Origin of the sequence: Paraglaciecola sp. (assembly GCF_039942875.1) — a bacterium.
GTDB lineage: Bacteria > Pseudomonadota > Gammaproteobacteria > Enterobacterales > Alteromonadaceae > Paraglaciecola.
On the sequence record NZ_JBDVBQ010000045.1, the window covers coordinates 33,740 to 53,022 of the forward strand.

The following is a 19,283-nucleotide window of genomic DNA, read 5'->3' on the forward strand; positions in this document are numbered from 1 at the left end:
GTTTTTATTTTGCTAGTAGAGCATTTAGCCAAGTGAGACAATCGCGCTATTTTTATTCGATTAAAGTACCACGCGAAGTAATGTGTTTTACCCTCCCTAAAAATTACAGAAATTTTAAACACGTTGCTAGGGTGGCGGTGTCCGCATAAGAACCCTCAGACTTTTGCATACCCCCTCCCCCTTATTAAAGTTGTTTAATCTTATACCTAAGTGTTTTTTTAGGTTTTCAAAATGTCATACGTAAAAATGAACCTAGGTGGGCGATGTCGTAAAGCACAATAACTAAAAATTTTAATATCCCCCCAATCCACTATGTAGACTGACTAACATAACCTTGACTTAATCAGTATTAATATTGATATGCAATACAGCCCCGCACTGGCTCCGATGACTGTCATGTTAATCTTCCCAAGATGGAAACTACACCCGAAACCTCCAAACACACCAGTGTTCAAACTCGAATACATGCTCTTATCAAAGGCGAACAACCTAAACAGCTCATGAGCTTTGTGGGTAACTCCAGACAAAACATGCCCAAAGGCATTGCTTATAGCTTAATAGATTACTGTGAACTAGTAGATTGTACAGGCAGGTGTATTCGAGAAGATAAAGCAGGGTATATCGAAAACCATAACAGCCCAATTCTAGAACGAATAAGCATTAATTCAGAGCAGTGGTTAACCATCACCACAGAATTTGAACAGCACTTTCATACCGCAGTTGGCAGTGAGTACATGTTACAACAATTCAAACATCACACAGACCATCAACGAATACGAGGAATGGCAAAGGCCAGAGCGTTACTTCAATCGGCCTAAACATCTAAAACTTCATTATATTAAAGCATCCAAAAACCATTGGAGCTTCTTGCTGTTTGAAATTCAAGGTTGAGTAAAAATTTAAATGTGTTACCTGCAGTAACAATCCACACAACGTCTGATTTCATCAAACTAGACCTCGAGAATTAGAGATACCTGAAATTTATAACTTGTTGATAGAGCTGCGATTGGGTATTTAATTGCTATGTGTGTCTTTGTAATATTGGCATCAGGTAAAAATTATTTTTCGGGTGATTTTATCAACAACTAATTCTTGAATGAACTAGTGATGAATGGTAATTTAATGACTCTAAAAGCGAAGGTTACATTTGAGTTGGTATATTATAAATTCAGTAAAAAGGAAATTAAATGAAGCATACAATCATTCTACTCGTAGCACTTTTTTTGGGCTCCTTAAACGTAAATGCGGCCAATAAAAAGCTTTTCAATTATATCGATAGCGATACCCTTAGTTCAAAACAAAAAGAGAGAATTAAGAAGTTAAGTAATAAATCACATCATCAAAAAATAATTAAGTTGGAAGAGTCAGCGTTTCGTAATTCTACTTCTAGTTTTGATATAGAGCTATTAGATATTGGATTATTAACTTTTTCAGACATTAAAAGCAGGAAAAATAATTTAGGACATACCATTATTAACTCCAAGAGTCTTGATTCATCAACAGATCGACTGACCTTAACGAGCACGCCTGACGGAACCTTTGTAGGCATTTTATTTGCTGGTGGAAAAATATACGATATTTTGCCGATATCTGATGATATTTATTCTCTAACAGAAAATAATGAGGTTAATCTGCCAGAAGAGCCAATTTTAGAAGATCTAAGTGACGAAGCGAGTACTTCATACGATGATAGTGTATTTGAATCTACTTATGACTCAAATAATTACATTACTTCGTCATCATCATTGGCTGCTAGTAATGTGATAGATATTGCAGTTGTATATACTGATAATGCATTAGATGAGTTGGGATCAGAATCTGCGATAGAAGCTCAAATAATGCTTATGCATGATCAAATTAATACAATAATGGAAAATAATGGAGTAGATTCTGCAGTTGCTGCGCAACTCGTTTATGTGGGGCCAACTTCTTATGAGCAAAGCGCAAACGATATCTTTACATATTTGGATGATCTTAAAGATGGAACTGTACCTGAAACAGATGATTTAAGAAATGCATATGGAGCAGATATAGTTGCGATGATTGTTTCAGATGGTGGATATTGTGGCGTTGCTACTCTCACGGCCTCAGCTAACCAAGCCTTTATGGTGGTGAAAACTTTTTGTACAAATTATACGTTTGCTCATGAACTTGGTCACCTAATAGGCATGAATCATAATTACGAAGAGTCGCCATCTAATAATTATTATCACGGATATCTTTTAGAGGGAGTTCATCGAACTGTCCTCTCTTATAATAGCGAAAATACCTCTACACCGAGAATACCTTACTGGTCATCTGATGATCAATCAGTTGATGGTTACAGTATTGGTAATGCCACCTTAGCTGACAATGAGAGACGTTTGTTAGCTCGGGACACTACAGTTTCAAATTTTAGGACTACGGCGGAATTTGACAATGACCCAACGGCTTCTATAAGCAGCAATGTATGTTATGGTCAGAATACAATGTCTTTTACTACGTACAGCAGCTCTAACTACTATAGGGTATATCGTTCATCTTCATCGAATATGACCAGTCCATATTTATATGGCACTTGGACCGGCGGCTCCGCAGCGATAACGATATCTTCAAGTGATACTGATGTTAATTTTGCGGTAAAAGCCTGTGTGACTGATACGGATGATGCTTGTACAGAGCTATCAAACTCAGTTACAGCAACTTACATTCCTCGTTGTTCAACCGGTGGAACTAGAGGCTAAAAACATATCATCAGAACATAATATGTAATGTAAATACGTACTCTAAAAGTTTTAAGCATGAAATCAGCAACTACCGAAAGAGCTGGAGGGGTGACTCATAGTCCCTAGAAGGGACTATGAGTCACCTCTAATAATAGCATTTTTTTCTTTCAAAAAATTACAAAGACATATATGGACGCTCCACTATCGTCAAGGCAATATTTACCTTCATCTTCAATTAGAAGATGTTTACTTCTTTATTTTTATTAGCACATCAACTCTGACGATGAATGATTAAGGGTCGTACTGACATATATCCGGCCTATTCTGAGAGCGGTTTAATTGGTGTACTCTCTGGCCCTAATGAGATCAGCATTTAACTGTCTCAAACACCCACTCGGTTTTAAAAACATTGTCTTGAACAGGCTGTTGCTAAGTGCGGGCCCCCCCTTTCACATCATTTTTCGTGGACTTTGATTGTGTATTTTATCTAATTACTGCATCCGTCCGATTAACCGCATCTAGCCGTTAGGGCTTGTTAGTCTGAAAATGCCTTCTCATTATTAATCGGAGGTATTATGAAGCATAAATCACTAGGTGAGTGGCGAGATTTGATTTCCCAACAACAATCGAGCGAATTAAGTATTGTTGATTTCTGTCAAAATTTCAGGGTGAGCACATCGAGTTTTTATAAACTTCGAGGCCGATTACAACAGCCAGATAATCCGCCTCGATTTGTGAAAGCTAGTAAGCCTGCTATCGATACGACTACTCAGCCATCACTATCTGTCAGATTGGGGGAGCTTTCGTTATCTTTTTCAACGCCTTGCGAACCTGTTTGGTTAAGGCAGTGCAATCATGAGAATGTTTGTTGAGCCTGATGATATTTATTTGCAACTTGAGCATGTTGATTTTAGAAAATCGATTAATGGCCTGCTAGCGATTATCGAAAGTGAACTCGTATTAAATGCATTCTCCGGCGCATTATTCATCTTCTGCAACAAAAAACATGACAAGCTCAAGTTATTATATTGGGATAAAATCGGCTTTGCATTATGGTACAAACGATTAGAGAAACAACGCTTCAAATGGCCTAAGTGTGGCGAACTCAAACACACTAATTTGAGCGAACAACAATTAACATGGTTGCTCGGTGGCAATGATGTCGTTGGACACCGCAGTTTGGATTACGCTGCCTCTGGATTATAACATGAGATCATAAGCAGCATTTAACGATCACGTTTTAATCTAATTCAAAACAGTCACTTAACGTTATAATGAGCGACATGAATGAAATTCAATTACACCAACGTATCGCCGAGCTGGAATCCTTACTTGAAACAAAGGATGCCAAGATAGCGTATTTGCAGGGGCAGTTTCGTCTTGCCCAACAAAAACAGTTTGGGGCAAGCAGCGAAGGTCATCCTGGTCAAGGTGAATTGTTTAATGAAGCTGAAGAGCTGGTTGCTGAAACGCCGGTTGAACAAGAAGTCATCAGCTATATGCGCAACAAACCTAAGCGTAAGCCGTTACCCAAAGACTTACCTCGTGAAGTCATTAACCATGATATCGCAGAAGAAGATAAAGTCTGCGCTTGCTGCAACAGTGAATTACACAAGATAGGTGAAGATAAAAGCGAAAAGCTTGAGTTTATCCCAGCCCAAGTCAAAGTGATTGAGCATGTGCGCCCTAAATATGCGTGCCGGGTGTGTGAAAAAGGTGGTATTAGTAATCATATCAAACAAGCGCCGGTGCCAGCTTCCGTTATCCCCAAAGGGTATGCGACACCGAGCTTACTCAGTCAAATAATCACCAGCCAATATCAATTTTGGTTACCCCTATATCGCCAAGAAGCCATGTTCAAACAATATGGCATTGAATTGAGCCGCAAAAAACCATGGCTGATTGGATGATAACGTGTGCTGACCTTCCCACACCGCTATATGACCGTTTACACGAATTGATACTTACCCAGCCCGTTATTGCTGCGGATGAAACCACCTTAACAGTGGTCAGTGAAGATAAAGCTAAATGTTATATGTGGGTGTATACCTCAGGGGCAGATTCGCCTAAGGGAACATTACCTAATACCGACATCCCAAACATCGTACTGTGCGACTATCAACCGAATCGTGCGGGTCAATGTGCCGTGGGTTATTTGCAAGGTTACACCGGTTATCTGCAAGTTGATGGCTATGCGGGCTACCATAAACTCAAGCCACACTCGCAGGCTGCTGGGCCCATGCTAGGCGTAAATTCGTTGAAGCCAAAACCGCACAAGGTAAAAAATCTAGCGGCAGAGCCGACTGGACGCTTAACCATATTCAAAAACTGTATCGTATTGAAACGCAGATAAAAGCGAGTACACCTGAAGAGCGGCAGAAAATAAGACAAGAAAAGAGCATCCCCGTGCTCAAACAGTTCGAAGCGTGGTTGATAAAATCAGAATCGCAAATGTTGGCTAAAAGCAAATTAAGTGAAGCTATCACTTACTGTTTAAATCAGTGGGGCAAGCTCAATACTTACACGCAAAATGGTCACTTGAGCATTGACAACAACCGAGCTGAGCGGGTAATCAAGCCCTTCGTTATAGGGAGCAAGAACTGGCTGTTTAGTCAAACAGCCAAAGGCGCTGAGGCCAGTGCCATGCTGTACAGCATTATCGAAACAGCAAAGGCGAACGGACTGACGCCGTTCGACTATATGATGTACCTACTTGAAAACCTCTCAGCCCAAAACACCGATATCGAGCAACTGCTACCATAGCGATTTGCGAAAGGCTAGGTGGCATCACCGAACGCTTACGTAATTATCGTGGAGGGGCGTTAGTGCTAACCAAGAAAAGTGCTACTGATATTAATAGCCTTTAGTAATTAGCACACATGCCTCTAATTTTATCTAATGCAGCTGGTGCGCCATTGAGGGAGAATGTAAACCGAACCTTTGATTGGCTTTCCCAATCTAGGTCTAATGACACTGAATTTGATTTTTGAATTTTTTTAATGGCAAAAACACTTTCCTTAAAGTTTAAAAACCTATCACCCCATTTTTGGTTGAATATTAGGTTTTCAACTTTGCCATCCCAGCTAACTTTCACGATCATTTTGTCATAACCGTCTTTTTTAGTGCTTTTAGCAATACTCGGCGGGGTAGAGAATCCAAAATAAGACCACTCGAAGCCGCTGTTGCAACTCACTGCCATCCATCCTTTTATATCCGAGTAGGGTTCTTGCATTCTTGGCTCTGGATATGAGTCTGGAGAATAAGCAATGGCTGTTTTCTCACCTGTTGTCTCGTTTTCAGATTCGAATATATCCCATGTGGGTAAAATAGGTTCTGGTTCAATTTTAGCGTCTTCTTTGGGCTCGATAGGCTCCGGAGCGATTTCAATTTCAGCTTTAGGTTCTGGAATAGTTTTGGGCTCTATAGGTTTCGGAACAGTTTTAACTTCTTCTTTTGGCTTTATAGGTTTGGGATTGGGTTCAGCCTTAACTTCCTCTTTAGGTTCGATTGTAGGCTGAGTCTCATTTATAACCTCAGAGTTATCTGGGTGTTCTGTGTTTTCTTTCTCTCCTGTCATGGTGATGATTGCAAAACCCACCCCGACAGCAACCAGTAACACAATAAATATTAATGATTTTGAAGTGTTATTTTCGCTCATTAGAAAGTCCTTTAATTTTTTGGCAAACAAGCAGTACATGCGACCAAAATCACAAAATCTGAAATACTTATTTAATCGTAACCATTTCAGAGGCCCGTTACAACAACCGCCATACAGAGCTACAAAATCTAAGTTTGACGTTTACATTAGGTAACTAAAACCCGTAGCAAAGCTGACTAGGTTTATCACTTACATGCCAGAGCAGAAATGATATAAAGACAACAGGTAATTAAAAAGTGAACGTCATATATGAGTTTGTCTTCATTAGCATTAGATAAGTCCCTAACTGATGCAATCAAAGAGTTGGGATACGAGAGCCCAACACCAATACAACAACAGGCTATCCCCGTTATTCTTGCAGGTAAAGATATTATGGCTGGCGCGCAAACAGGCACTGGCAAGACGGCGGCATTTGCCCTTCCCATACTGCAACAACTAATAAAATTTACTGATACACAAAGACCTACTCGAGCACTGGTATTAACCCCCACTCGAGAACTCGCCCAACAGGTGTATAAGAACTTTGTGGCTTATGCTGAAAATACTCACCTTAACATTGCGGTGGCATATGGTGGTGTCAGCATTAACCCACAACTATCTGCGATGGAGAAAGGCGTGGATATCTTGATAGCAACACCTGGGCGCTTGTTAGACCATATTGAAAAAGGAAGCGTTGATTTAAGCCAACTTCAGACCATTGTATTTGATGAAGCCGATCGCATGTTAGACATGGGATTCAAAGGTGAAATCAATCGAGTTTTAGTACGCCTACCCAACAAACGGCAAACCTTATTATTTTCAGCAACATTCGATGACGCAATTTTTAAATTAAGTAAAACCTTACTCAATACCCCTGCACTTATCGAAGTGAGTGAGCGCAATGCCGCAGCCACACAAGTTGACCAACTGGTGTACACAGTTGATAGTGATCGCAAGCGAGAACTCACGTCTTATCTCATCGGCTCAAAAAACTGGCATCAAGTATTAATCTTTACTCGCACCAAACAAATGGCTGATGCTCTCGCTAAAGAAATGTGCAAAGACGGTATATCAACTCAATCTATTCACGGTGATAAGTCACAAGGTGCCAGAGAAAGAGTACTCGCAGAATTTAAACAAGGTAAAACCAGAGCGCTAGTAGCAACCGATGTAGCAGCAAGAGGCATTGACATCATTGATTTGAAATATGTCATCAATTACGAACTGCCTTATGTTGCCGAAGATTATATTCACCGTATTGGCCGCACAGGTCGAGCTGGAAATACAGGGTTAGCCATATCGCTGATGAGTCCAAATGAAGAATGGTTGTTAGAAGCAGTTGAAAAAGTACTCGATAGCGTACTATTACAACAGTGGCTGCCGGGTTATGAACCCGACTTAACGAAACAAAACCAACCGGCCAAAAGAAGTAATAAAGGTAAACAACACGCCAGAAACAAAGCACTTGGGATCAAGCCGAAGAAAAAAAGAAGATAAAAGTGATAACATGAGCTTAAGCAAAGCCGTTGTTTAATGTTTTAAAAACAACGAGATACAAATAAACTCTCATATTTTATTAGCTTTACACTCTGCAAATATTTGATTGAAGGGCCACCTAAATACCCTATGTATTAGCTTATACTCACCAGCTTTTCGCTCATACAATCTAGCTTAGGCTACACCACCGCCTTACATGCACCATATTTACCTGTATGAAATTTGCACAACCATGCTTACTAAACCATAATATCTGCACAAATAATTTACCAAGGACGTGTGAGTTATGCCCACAAAAAAACAATCCCCATTTAAACGCTACAGTATTTTATTGCTCATTATTATTTTAGTGGCTGCGGCTTATTATTTTTTGAAAATTCAACAAAATGAAATTCAACAAAACCACCGTTATTTGCGGCAACTAAACGAAGCGGCAAAAAGTTTACAGCAATCACTTAATTTACTCAGCACCAGTGTTCGCCAAGAATTTATAGAAGATCAGGCTGAAGAAACCAGTAAGTCCGATAATAAGCAGGTTGATACTACTTCCAATCTCGACACTAATAAATTTAAAAGCCTGCTCAACGCCACACAAAACTTTAAACACTTAAACGTCCTCAAAAATAGCAATAAATCTCAAGAAACAGAAAGCGCTAACTCTATAGAAACAGATAGCACTGAGTTTGCTTTACAGTTGGACCCAAATGAACAAGCTATTAGAATTGAAATTGATGATTTAAAAATAACCACACCTATTTCTGATCTTATCCCAAGCCATTTAAGTCCTTTTCCCTTACTGATAATTAGTGATGATAAAGGCAATATTTTGGCAGAAAAACGCCATACTGATCTCGCAAAAAACCTTTCTGACTTAAGATTTTCAAATGTTAAAATTTATCTAGAGAGAACAGACACACGTGTAAGTGATTCTATAGACCGAGAGATAGCAGGCCTCCATCTGAGAATTTATCGACAACCAATAAAGTTAACCAAGCTGAATTTGGCCGATGAAAAAAGCCCCTCACACTCAACAAAGGATATTTACTTGTTAGCCTTTGTTGATAAACAAGACGTCGTATTAAACAACTTAAAAGTCGGTAATACCACTGCTTTATGGGCTGTGCTTTGCCTAGTTCTGCTAGTCGCAATATTACCTATATTAAAAATTCAATATTGCGCCCCAACTTATAGCTACTCACGCTCTGATGTAAGCCAATTCATTCTCGGCCTATTTATCTTATTCGGTGTACTGGCCATCGCCATTTCTGATCAACTTTTTTATCGTTATTGGTTACAACAAAAGGCAATTCAAAGCGAAAGTTTGCACAAAATGATCAGGGAAGATTTTAGCGAAGAATTGAACAAACTAATTGAAGTCGATAATACCTATTTTGAAAATATCCAACAGCAGGGAAATACCCATTGTGAAGGCCCATCAGGCTCCGAACTTGCCCATAACGCAGATAAATCTCAACAGCTAAGAAATTGCCTGTTATTAACAGAATCTGATGAAACCACCACAACAGAATCTAATAAGTTCCCCCCCTATTTTATCGAGAATTGGTTTTTACTTAACAAAGATGGTTACTTTTCGGGCTTTGATGATGAGCAAATCCCAACTATATATCGTCCCCATGAAGGCCTATACAATACAAAGCTAACGGATTTAAAAGGACGTGAATACTATCAGCGAGGCTGGCACGGCGATCTTTGGAACTGGAAAGGAAAAGAACATAAAGAAGACACAGATAAATCCAAGGAGGGCCAACCATTTTTCATTCAACGTATCCGCAATATTCGAGATGCCCGTTTTAATAGTCAATTAGTGTTTAAACACATAGTTGAGGACCCGGATAGTAAAAAAGACACTCAGTACCTCAGTTCAATTGGTACTACATTAACGAGTTTAAATCAGCGTATTTTACCTAATAACTTCGGATTTGCAGTTATTGATCAACAAGGTGAGGTGTTATATCACAGCGACGAGGAACGTAGTTTAGTAGAAAACTTTTTTGCAGAAAATGCCCACAATTTACAATTGCTTACCACTATGGCGCACTTGACAGATTTAGACGTAGAACCCCCCAATAAATTGGAACTAGAGTATCGTCATGCCCCACATAACGTCACTATTGGTATGTTACATGAAGATATCCCCGAATGGGGTTTGGTGGTCTTTTATAATCAAGAGGAAGCCTCTCAAGTAAATATGTTATTGGTATTTCTTGCCGTTATTTTATACCTATTTTTACTTATCCCTTTGGTGTTACTTAGCCGCTATTTAAGCCTACAAGGCTTGTGGGCACGCATTATTCATTATCAACATGATGACAACCACCCCTTGGCCTTTCGTGTCAGGTACAAATGGCTTGCCTTATGGATATGGTCTGCTTGTATCATGCAATTGTTGAGTATGGGTGTGATTAACAACGTTCTACCACGCTTGGCCTTTTTCTTTTTGACTTTGAGCCTGGTCTTAATTGTGCTGCAATATAGACTTGTACCCGTTGCTTTTCATAACCAAAAACTAGCTTTTAAAGCCCTAGTTAAGCGTTTTCTGCCGCAACCAAGCATTGTCTTTAGAACTCCCTTTTTTATCCCCTTTATTTTTGGGTTGCTTATTTGTTTTGTGTTGTTGTTTCTTCCCCCCAGCATACACTCCTTAACTCAAGCTAATGACACTACACCGCTTGGCTTAGTGATTGGAGTCGCATTCTTTTTAGTGGCTTCATTGTTATTGTGGATAAAAACCAAAGAAAGCCAACTAAAACATCCTTCAAGCTCCCCTAAAAACAACAGTCTTGCATTATTAAACCGCAGGGTATCATTGGGTTATCTTTGGTATTTGGCAGCAAATATCTATCTCATCACTATGGTGCCAGCGGTCATTCTAATTAACAGTGTTAACGGCTATATGCTTACCGGACAAGCCACCTTTCAAAATCAATATTTACAAGTACAACAGCAAAAAATGGCACAACAAGCTAAGCATTATAGAGAAATAATGCAGCCATCTACGAGTGATATGCCAGGTTTATCACCTGCCTCGCCGCAAATTGTGCATGAAGATTTATTTCCAGGAATGGTCTCGGCTGATACTAAAGTGACGGGTAGCTGGATAACTATAATCGATAGCCCAACCGGTTATAGCAACGCCAATAATGACCCTTTTCTAAAATCGATTATCAAAAATTTAAACCTCAAAACTCATGTTGCCGCCGAATATCAATTTGAGGCAGCCAATAACCTCCAAAACAAAAAAGAAAAATCATTACAATACAACCCGAATCGCTTTATGCGAGCCGCCAGTTGGGAGTTTTTACCACACATAATCCTCATTACAGCGCTAGTCATTATGGGGATATTTTTTGCTGGTTTGTTTTTAGTTAGTCGTAAATTATTAGGTGAGCATATTTTTGATAGTTATCGCCTTAGACCTCCTTCAGAATCGCAGCACAGTGAATATATATGGCAGCGTTTAAAAGAATTAAAAATGCGTGGCCAAATGCGGCAACAATTTATTAGTCAGTTAAGTCAGTTAGATTTAGAAAATGCTTTCAGCGCTAAGAAAATCCCCATATACGAGGGACACATCAGCTATATAGAAGATTGGATAGATGCTGAAGGGCAGGTAAATCAAACTAAGATCCTTGGGCTTCAAAACCAAGCTCAAACCCCACTCATTGTCATTCAAGGGCTAGCACAAAGCGTATTTAAGCGAGAAAATCGTACCCAAGCACTGACAATACTTAAACACTTACAACAACAAAAAATTGACTTGATTATTGTGTCAGAAGTGTCGCCGATGTTACTGCTTAGTCAAGCCGATAACTTTCCTGCTCATGACGATAAAGAAGCGCCTGATAAAAGAGAGCTGTGGCAATGGAGTAAATTATTACGCGACTATGCCATGCACTATTATTGGGTAGCGAGCAAAAAAAGTACCTTAACCACGTCTCCTGATGCCGTATCGATGTTAATACACGAATCAACCCATTGGCCTGAGCTAAAACAAATTAAAGAGGTATTTCTTACCTATCATAGAGCCATTAAATTACAGCAGCAAGAAGAGCAACTAAAACAAAGTATTACCGAGCAAGACTTGAAATTAAATGACTATTGGTCACCCCAGCAAATCGTGGAGTTTTTTGTGCATCATGCTCGCCCTGCTTATCGTTTACGCTGGGAGCAATGCTGTACCGACGAGCGCCTTACGCTACTGCAATTAGCCCATGGCGCTAAACTCAACCCAGCCAATGTTGAGGCCATTGGTCATTTACAACGCCGTGGATTGATATATAGAGACAGTGGCTGGCACTTAGTCAATGAAAGTTTTAGGCAATTTATCTTAACGGCTGAACCCAGCAGCCAAGTAGAAAAATGGATAGATAAAACACAAACTAGTTTGTGGCAAAGTTTACGGGCCCCTTTATTTATGTTGGTAGCCATCTTGTTTATTCTGGTTATTTTCAGCGCCAATATAGCATTTGATTCGGTCTTGAGTACCTTAGCCGCCGTACTCGGCGTTGCTCCCTTATTAATTCAAAACTTGTCTAGCCTGCGTGATGTAGAGATTTTGCCTAAGGAATAACAAGAACAAGCGAGTTAAACCATAATGAAAATTGATAAGGTTAAAACTGCAAATCAATATGTTTAATTCGCTTACTTGGTCTACTGTTGCTGTGGCTACGGGTGTTCATCCCTAGCTAACTATTTGAGTTACCGATCACTGAAATCAAAGGGTACAGGTAGAGAAGTATCCCGTCATTACTGTAAGCTTTTAAGCCGGAATCCATTCTTTAAGCAAAAAAGCGGCTAGGAGGTATGACCCCGATATCCATCTTGCTCAAATATCTTTGTTAGCAGATAGCATTTCAATATAAAAGCTGAATTACAAATGTTTACAGTTTCAAACAGCTAGCTTTAGTAAGTTAATCCTTTAACAGGAGATTAAAATGACATTTAAAACTCTAGCTTCAATGCTTTCAGTACTTGCTTTATTCAGCTGTGAGTCTGATAAAGAATACTCCCAACTTACTATTTCTGAGTTAAATTCTGTCACCACAGAAACAGAAGTTGGCGAAAACACTATCATTTTAGATCCCTATCTTTGGAGAGATTTTCAACCAGGAGATGAGGGGGAAAATACCTCATTGAGAGCAATTGCCACCTTGGCTGATGTTAATTACAGAGAAGTAACTACTCTATCCACTAGTTATATTTATGTAATTTATAATGAAGAAATCTGGTTTTCTGAGCTTACAGAAGAACCTTATTCAACACAGGAAGTATATGAAATTGATTTTCGTGCTATGGATGGACCAAAGTGGGACACAGGAGTTTATGTCGATGTAGTAGTTGCCTTTAATTTAAACGGAAAATATTCCCATGTTAAAACTACCGAGCAATACATTGATGAGACCCACTAGATAAACGACATTAATACGACAAAAACAGATACAACTTCTTAGATCCCCCCCTGAATTACACAACCTTGAGTTATGGTTATATTTAATCCCAAATTTAAAGTCACGGATTGATAATGAGTCGCAACCAATCTGCATCTAAACAGACCATGAAGATTTTTAAGATAAGCGACAGAGATTTACAAATTAGATTTTCAAGGTGGATAGCTAAGGTAGATAAGTCTACTCATCAAATATAGGGTCATGAATAGTTACAAGATGCCACAGGTTTCATAGTACTTTAGGGGAAGCTACAATAGACAATTCCCTAGCTTACAGTAGCTCCACTTTATTAAATTTTAATTTGCTCTGTAGGCTGCTTTATTGCTAGCCGTTATAGTTAGCATAACCTTCAAGATAACAGCTTTACTCTATATCTAGCGCTTGAATAGCCGAACTTTCGGAAGAAAACACATAGGCCCGCCAAAGATTTTCGCTTACAATCTGATACTGCCAAATGATTTCGCCACTATCGCTTACTTCCCATAGCGTTCCTGCCACTCCCTCTGCGATAAGCGTGTTACCATTGTCCATGCGCACGGCACTAGAAATAAAGCCCGAATACAAATTTTCATCAGTAAAACTCCAAGCGATGGTTGGCTCGTTATCAACTCCAACTTCTAACGAAAACTCATCGGGCAAATCAAATTCAATTGCCTCAGATTGCCCTGCGTTAAGTTGATTGGCAAATACCAGCACATTGCCATTGTCTAGTAGGTTTGGGTAATGCACGCGATTTAACGTTACCTCCCCAACTTCGTTATCGTACACTTCAGGGTTACCAAAACGATAAACTAAATCACCACCCAAACCTTGATCACCACCTTGCTCTGCAGCAGCTTCGGTAGTGGTGGTACTATGGTCTATTACCCATACTTCACTGTAGTAGTTTACCGTCATGTAAATCAGGTCATTCTCTTCATCGTAAGTAAGACCATTTGCGTGGGTAATGTCGCCGTCAGTTTGACTGCTGTTGTAATTTAAATCTATTTTTCGCGGGTTATTCGCCACTACGCCAAAGTTAGCTTGGGCACTATCGTGGTCTTGAATAACGTGGTCCATCATTCGCCACTGCCATACCACCTCTTGGGTTAGCGGATCCATTTCTACAATAGACTCCGGATAGATATCAAAACCGCCACTAAAGCCTGCTGCCGTTGCGTCATCCGCCGAGACTTTTTCCCATACTGGAAACAAAATATTGCCATTGGGCAAGGTCTCAACATCGTGATGAGCGTTATATTCAGAAGATGCGTACTCTACCTCCCACTCTATGGATTTATCGGCATTTTGCTTTATAAACTTGCCACCATAACCGCCAAAGGTAATATCAGTATTATTGCTTTTAACAATCGCCACTAAACTACCGTCATCTTCAAGGTTAGCGTCGTTGCCTAAGGTATAATTCAGATCAAAATTGTAAACCTCTTCGCCATCTTGGTTTATTAAATAAACCCCGCCGCCATTGGTCACTTCTACTAAAATATAGGTTTCGACTTCGTCAGATTCTGTATCTTCCACCTCTGCTGAATTATCTGTATCGGAACTACAGCTAAACAATGACATCATTACCAACACCACTAACAATAATTTATAGGTTTTCATATAACCTCGCTTCACTAAATTAATATAAAAAAGTCAAAATGTGACTCACTCGAAAGCTCGCGACAGCGGGTTGCAGCTAATAGTTTCAAGATTGCTGACGAACATTTAAGTCACTATGACCTACTTAAAACAATAAACTCACAAATGCCCTTCACTTGCACAAAGGTTTCACATTTCCGGTGGTAAAGTTTTAAATGATAAAACGCGCAAAGAGTTTAGACCTGTGTAATACCTTATGATTTAAACAGACCATGAAGACTCTTAAGATGAGCGACAGAGAATTACAAAATAGATTTTTAAAGTGGTTAGCTAAAGGGGATAAGTTTACACATCAGATATAAGGTTAAATCACTAAAGAGTTACTTCGCTCAAGAGAGAGCAAGGAAAAAAGTCTAATATCCGGCGAGTTTAAACCCTGCCCTCATCTATAAATTTTATATTTTTATGAACCTAAAACCTCAAAACCTTAGCCTACTCAATTCAAGGTACATTATCGGGGGAAACCTTGAAGTACCTGTGCTCGCGGCTTTAATTTGCTGAGCAGCACCGGCCCAAGTTATACAAGCTAACCTCACATAATACTGTTAAGCAAGGTCCTCTTTTAACCAAGGCAATATGGATAAAATGAATTCCTCAACACCTTCAGGTTGCTCAGTTTGATAACTATAAACACGAATACCAAAAATGATGAGCATGAGCTGTTTTGCATAGTGCACACTGATTTCAGGCGAGAATATTGTCTTTAAGTTAGCGCAGTAATTGGCTTCGATTTTTGCAAATTCTTCGGAAACATTAGTCAGTATCGACTCATTGTGTGCAGACAATTCCAATTGCGTTTTGACTAAGAAGCAACCGCAGTAATCTTTGGCTTTGGCCTCTTCGAACAAGTCCACCAGTATCGACTTTATGCCATCAAGAACACTTGAACTGCCTTGTATACGTTTGTTTACTGTCGTAATAGTGGCCGCCGCATAGCGACTCAGAGCAAGCAAGTATAAGCCTTCTTTGCTTTCGAATTCTCGATACAAGCTACCAGGGCGTAACCCCGTGGCTTGTAACAATTGCTGCATAGACGTTCCATGATAACCATATTGCCAAAATGTATTGATTGCCTGCTCAAGTACGACATCCACATCGAATTTTTTAATCGCCATAACGCTCATTACTTTATTGAGTTCGGGGATATTTAATAACATTTTGAATGGTTATTCAAATTGATATTGACAAACATTGCTTACGGAAATAACATTTTGAACGTTCATTCAAAAATAAATTTAATCCCAAGGAAAATAATATGAGTCTTAAAGAGCAGTTAACTGAAGTGCGCGAAGCATCTGCTAAAAACATCCCTGCTGAAAAGCTATCTGTCATGCTGGCTGAAGTCGAAGTGCTAAAAGCAAAAGAGCTTGAGAAGCTTGCTCCAAAAGTGGGTGACGTATTTCCTGAGTTCTCTCTTTCAGACCAAGTTGGCAACTCAATTACGTTGTCAGAAAAGCTATCTCAAGGCCCAGTAGTACTAACATTTTACCGTGGCGGTTGGTGCCCATACTGCAACCTAGAATTGCGTGCGTACCAAAGCGTGCTTGACGGCATCACATCACAAGGTGCTAGCTTACTGGCTATTACACCTGAGCTACCTGATGCATCACTTTCAACAGCAGAAAAAAATGCGCTAACCTTCTCTGTATTGTCTGATCCTAACTCTGAGTTTTCTAAAACCTTAGGTCTAGTGTTTACTCTTCCGGACTCAATCAAGCCTATTTACAGTGGTTTTGGCATTGAAGTAGAAGCTCATAACGGTAAAGGCGCTTTCGAACTACCTTATGCAGCAACTTATGTCATCGCCCCATCTGGCAAAATAGTATTTGCTGATGTAAATGCTGATTACACACAGCGCGCAGAGCCAAGCGAAGTGCTTGAATCGTTGCAGCAAATCTAAAAACGTGGCAATAACTGACTAAGAGGAAACGTTAAAATGACTCGTTCATTCAAACTATTAGCGTCGGCCGCTATGATTGCTACCAGTGCATTTAGCCTAAACATTGCAGCAGCCGATAAAGTAAGGCAACTTGAAGTAGTTGCCAATCTCAGTGCCGAAACGCCCCCGGGCAACATTGCGGTGGGCTCTGATGGCCGAATATTTCTGAGTATTCACCAGTTTTATGGCAAATCTCTACGAGTCGTTGAGCTATTACCAGATGGGACAACCAAACCTTACCCCAATGAAAACTGGGCGTATGCGGCTCAAAGCCGAGAGTCTGGTGGTCTTTACGGGGTACTTGGAATAAATATCGATACCAATGGCATTTTGTGGTTGTTAGACACATCTGGGCCTGACCACGCAGGCCGGTTAGTAGGATGGAACACCAAGAAAGAACAACTGCATAAAATCATTTACTTGGCTAAGCCTGTGATTACAGACTCCAGCTTTCTAAATGACTTAGCGGTTGATAGCAAAAACAACGCAATCTACATCGCTGATACGGGCACGGCCTCAATCGTTGTGGTTGACTTGAAAACCGGCAAAGCTCGTCGTGTATTGAAAGAATCTAAGTCAACTAAAGCAGAAGACATCGATATGGTCATTGATGAGCAAACTGTGTACCTAAACGGCCAACCAGTTCGCATGGGCGTGAACCCAATTACCATAGACAGTAACTTTGATTACCTTTACTACGGCTCAATGTCTGGCACAAGCTTGTACCGAATTGCGACCAAAGACTTATTAGATAAAACGCTAACAGACCAAGCGCTAGACAAAAAAGTGCAGCGTTATGGTGACAAGCCCATTTCTGATGGCATAACAATCGATAACTCTGGCAATGTGTATGTTACTTCTATAACAAGTGACGCAATCGGTTACACTCAAGCAAATGGTCAATATAACCCCCTTATTCAGCGCGATGACGTGTCTTGGCCTGATGGGCTTGCAGTTGGCGTAGATAACTACATCTATGGCACTGTGAATGAACTGCACCGCTCTCCGGTATTAAATAACGGCAAAGACGGTACTCAGGGCGAATTTAAAGTCGTACGCTTTAAGGCATTATCTGATGCCAACACCGGCCGATAATTAGACCGGTAATATCGCGCATCCTAAGTAAAAATTTGAAGCGTTATACACTTATTTAAAAAAGAGTGTAACGCTTCAATCTTAAACTTTAATCTGTAGTAAATAGCTGTACTGGACCATGACAGAGTTTAAGGATGCAGCTTCGTCGAAAGACTAAAAAGCTATTCACCACAGAGCGCTACACAGAGAAAAGAAAAAATACAGGATTGTTTTAATTCCCCCCTCCGCACACCATTTATTGATGACACTCCCAGTATATTCATTTCAACGCGTTTAATACTGGACGTATCTATCATCACTTATCTATAAATACCTTATTAGAAACTTGCAGAAGTTCACATGGATGTTAACATGGATGTTAACATTGAGATAAAAACTATTAATTTTTATACAACACAAGAAGGTAAAACACCCGTTGTTGAGTTCTTAGATTCATTAACAGCAAAGCAAGCTCAAAAAATAACTTGGGTCTTACAATTGGTTGAAGAGCTAGATGTTATTCCTACTACTTATTTAAAGAAGCTGGTTAATACCCAAGACATTTGGGAAGTAAGAGCGCAAGTGGGCAATAATATTTTTAGATTATTAGGCTTTTTCGATGGTGATAACTTAGTAGTACTTAACCATTGTTTTCAAAAGAAAACTCAAAAAACGCCAGCCAAAGACATCAAACTTGCAGAACAAAGACGTAGAGATTATCTACAGAGGAAAAAACAATGAGCGATCTAAAAAAGTACGTAGCCAAACGCAAAGCCGATGATAAGGATTTTGCCGAAGGATATGATGAAGGTTACCAAAATTTAAAATTTGGCATCATGCTGAAGGCGGCTAGAAAAGAATCAGGCATAACCCAACAAGCATTGGCCGAAATGCTACACACTCAAAAGAGTGCGATATCCAGAATTGAAAACCATTCTGATGACGTAAAGCTCTCCACACTTGAACGCTTTGCGTCTGCTTTAGGTAAAAAGATAGAAATCCGATTGGTATGAGTAAATGCAGCAAGAGCAGATAAAATCAGAATGGAGCAGTGAATAGTAGCTAGGGATAGAAAAAGCACAGCTTAAGATTTCGTCATTTCGGTGTACTTTTAAGCCGGAACCCATTCTTTTGAGCAGTAAATAGTTGGTAGAAAAGCAAAAGACAAAAGCTTGTCCCAGAGTTACATAGAGGTTAAAGATGCGGCTTCCCGAAAGACTAGAAAGCAGTTCACCACAAAGCGCTACGCTTCACAGAGAACAAAAAGCCCCCCCCCCTGATCTAACTATTTTACTGTTAAATTAACCTGCTCATGCAGGTCT

The 19,283-nt window shown here is 39.8% G+C and carries 13 protein-coding genes and 2 pseudogenes; 12 read left to right on the plus strand and 3 right to left on the minus strand.

Going from position 1 to position 19,283, the window contains the following annotated elements:
* Window positions 1-410: 410 nt before the first annotated feature.
* From ABJE44_RS15550 to ABJE44_RS15570, 5 genes and pseudogenes are all read left to right on the plus strand, one after another.
* Window positions 411-818 (plus strand): annotated as a pseudogene (locus ABJE44_RS15550) (hypothetical protein); the annotation flags it as partial.
* A 369-nt stretch (window positions 819-1,187) separates the two neighbouring features.
* A complete protein-coding gene (locus ABJE44_RS15555; protein WP_348109997.1) occupies window positions 1,188-2,723 on the plus strand; it encodes a M12 family metallo-peptidase in 1,536 nt (511 codons plus the stop codon).
* A 557-nt stretch (window positions 2,724-3,280) separates the two neighbouring features.
* The gene (locus tag ABJE44_RS15560) at window positions 3,281-3,577 is read left to right on the plus strand and encodes a hypothetical protein (protein WP_348109998.1); all 297 of its coding nucleotides are present in this window, start codon (window positions 3,281-3,283) and stop codon (window positions 3,575-3,577) included.
* Complete coding sequence (tnpB, locus tag ABJE44_RS15565) at window positions 3,561-3,911, plus strand: IS66 family insertion sequence element accessory protein TnpB (RefSeq protein ID WP_348109999.1); 351 nt, start codon at window positions 3,561-3,563, stop codon at window positions 3,909-3,911. Before ABJE44_RS15560 ends, tnpB begins: the two co-directional genes overlap by 17 nt.
* Before the next feature lie 68 nt (window positions 3,912-3,979).
* Window positions 3,980-5,468 (plus strand): annotated as a pseudogene (locus tag ABJE44_RS15570) (IS66 family transposase).
* 100 nt (window positions 5,469-5,568) lie between these two features.
* On the opposite strand, the gene ABJE44_RS15575 reads toward ABJE44_RS15570, so the two are convergent.
* Window positions 5,569-6,363 (minus strand): hypothetical protein, encoded by a 795-nt coding sequence (locus tag ABJE44_RS15575; RefSeq protein WP_348110000.1) that lies wholly within the window; start codon window positions 6,361-6,363, stop codon window positions 5,569-5,571.
* Between the two features lie 249 nt (window positions 6,364-6,612).
* Between ABJE44_RS15575 and ABJE44_RS15580 the strand changes: the two genes are divergently transcribed.
* The 3 genes from ABJE44_RS15580 (at window position 6,613) to ABJE44_RS15590 (ending at window position 13,268) form a co-directional block, all read left to right on the plus strand.
* Window positions 6,613-7,839, plus strand: coding sequence for a DEAD/DEAH box helicase (locus ABJE44_RS15580; RefSeq protein ID WP_348110001.1), 1,227 nt, complete (start codon window positions 6,613-6,615; stop codon window positions 7,837-7,839).
* Window positions 7,840-8,125: 286 nt separating this feature from the next.
* A complete protein-coding gene (locus ABJE44_RS15585; protein WP_348110002.1) occupies window positions 8,126-12,430 on the plus strand; it encodes a hypothetical protein in 4,305 nt (1,434 codons plus the stop codon).
* 364 nt (window positions 12,431-12,794) lie between these two features.
* Window positions 12,795-13,268, plus strand: coding sequence for a hypothetical protein (locus tag ABJE44_RS15590; RefSeq protein WP_348110003.1), 474 nt, complete (start codon window positions 12,795-12,797; stop codon window positions 13,266-13,268).
* A 402-nt stretch (window positions 13,269-13,670) separates the two neighbouring features.
* Here ABJE44_RS15590 and ABJE44_RS15595 read toward each other — a convergent pair whose 3' ends face one another.
* Window positions 13,671-14,909, minus strand: coding sequence for an aryl-sulfate sulfotransferase (locus ABJE44_RS15595; RefSeq protein ID WP_348110004.1), 1,239 nt, complete (start codon window positions 14,907-14,909; stop codon window positions 13,671-13,673).
* A 584-nt stretch (window positions 14,910-15,493) separates the two neighbouring features.
* Window positions 15,494-16,063, minus strand: coding sequence for a TetR/AcrR family transcriptional regulator (locus ABJE44_RS15600; RefSeq protein ID WP_348110005.1), 570 nt, complete (start codon window positions 16,061-16,063; stop codon window positions 15,494-15,496).
* Window positions 16,064-16,203: 140 nt separating this feature from the next.
* Here ABJE44_RS15600 and ABJE44_RS15605 point away from each other — a divergent pair, with 140 nt between their 5' ends.
* From ABJE44_RS15605 to ABJE44_RS15620, 4 genes are all read left to right on the plus strand, one after another.
* The gene (locus ABJE44_RS15605) at window positions 16,204-16,848 is read left to right on the plus strand and encodes a peroxiredoxin-like family protein (RefSeq protein WP_348110006.1); all 645 of its coding nucleotides are present in this window, start codon (window positions 16,204-16,206) and stop codon (window positions 16,846-16,848) included.
* Between the two features lie 36 nt (window positions 16,849-16,884).
* Window positions 16,885-17,982 (plus strand): L-dopachrome tautomerase-related protein, encoded by a 1,098-nt coding sequence (locus ABJE44_RS15610; RefSeq protein ID WP_348110007.1) that lies wholly within the window; start codon window positions 16,885-16,887, stop codon window positions 17,980-17,982.
* 351 nt (window positions 17,983-18,333) lie between these two features.
* Window positions 18,334-18,702 (plus strand): type II toxin-antitoxin system RelE/ParE family toxin, encoded by a 369-nt coding sequence (locus tag ABJE44_RS15615; RefSeq protein ID WP_348110008.1) that lies wholly within the window; start codon window positions 18,334-18,336, stop codon window positions 18,700-18,702.
* A complete protein-coding gene (locus ABJE44_RS15620; protein WP_348110009.1) occupies window positions 18,699-18,974 on the plus strand; it encodes a helix-turn-helix transcriptional regulator in 276 nt (91 codons plus the stop codon). Before ABJE44_RS15615 ends, ABJE44_RS15620 begins: the two co-directional genes overlap by 4 nt.
* The last annotated feature ends 309 nt before the right edge of the window (window positions 18,975-19,283 follow it).

Coding starts and splice junctions, on each gene's coding strand:
- ABJE44_RS15620 (WP_348110009.1), top strand. CDS start 18,699: ATGAGCGATCTAAAAAAGTACGTAGCCAAACGCAAAGCCGATGATAAG.
- ABJE44_RS15595 (WP_348110004.1), bottom strand. CDS start 14,909: ATGAAAACCTATAAATTATTGTTAGTGGTGTTGGTAATGATGTCATTG.
- ABJE44_RS15575 (WP_348110000.1), bottom strand. CDS start 6,363: ATGAGCGAAAATAACACTTCAAAATCATTAATATTTATTGTGTTACTG.
- ABJE44_RS15560 (WP_348109998.1), top strand. CDS start 3,281: ATGAAGCATAAATCACTAGGTGAGTGGCGAGATTTGATTTCCCAACAA.
- ABJE44_RS15610 (WP_348110007.1), top strand. CDS start 16,885: ATGACTCGTTCATTCAAACTATTAGCGTCGGCCGCTATGATTGCTACC.
- ABJE44_RS15615 (WP_348110008.1), top strand. CDS start 18,334: ATGGATGTTAACATTGAGATAAAAACTATTAATTTTTATACAACACAA.
- ABJE44_RS15580 (WP_348110001.1), top strand. CDS start 6,613: ATGAGTTTGTCTTCATTAGCATTAGATAAGTCCCTAACTGATGCAATC.
- ABJE44_RS15600 (WP_348110005.1), bottom strand. CDS start 16,063: ATGGCGATTAAAAAATTCGATGTGGATGTCGTACTTGAGCAGGCAATC.
- ABJE44_RS15555 (WP_348109997.1), top strand. CDS start 1,188: ATGAAGCATACAATCATTCTACTCGTAGCACTTTTTTTGGGCTCCTTA.
- tnpB (WP_348109999.1), top strand. CDS start 3,561: ATGAGAATGTTTGTTGAGCCTGATGATATTTATTTGCAACTTGAGCAT.
- ABJE44_RS15585 (WP_348110002.1), top strand. CDS start 8,126: ATGCCCACAAAAAAACAATCCCCATTTAAACGCTACAGTATTTTATTG.
- ABJE44_RS15605 (WP_348110006.1), top strand. CDS start 16,204: ATGAGTCTTAAAGAGCAGTTAACTGAAGTGCGCGAAGCATCTGCTAAA.
- ABJE44_RS15590 (WP_348110003.1), top strand. CDS start 12,795: ATGACATTTAAAACTCTAGCTTCAATGCTTTCAGTACTTGCTTTATTC.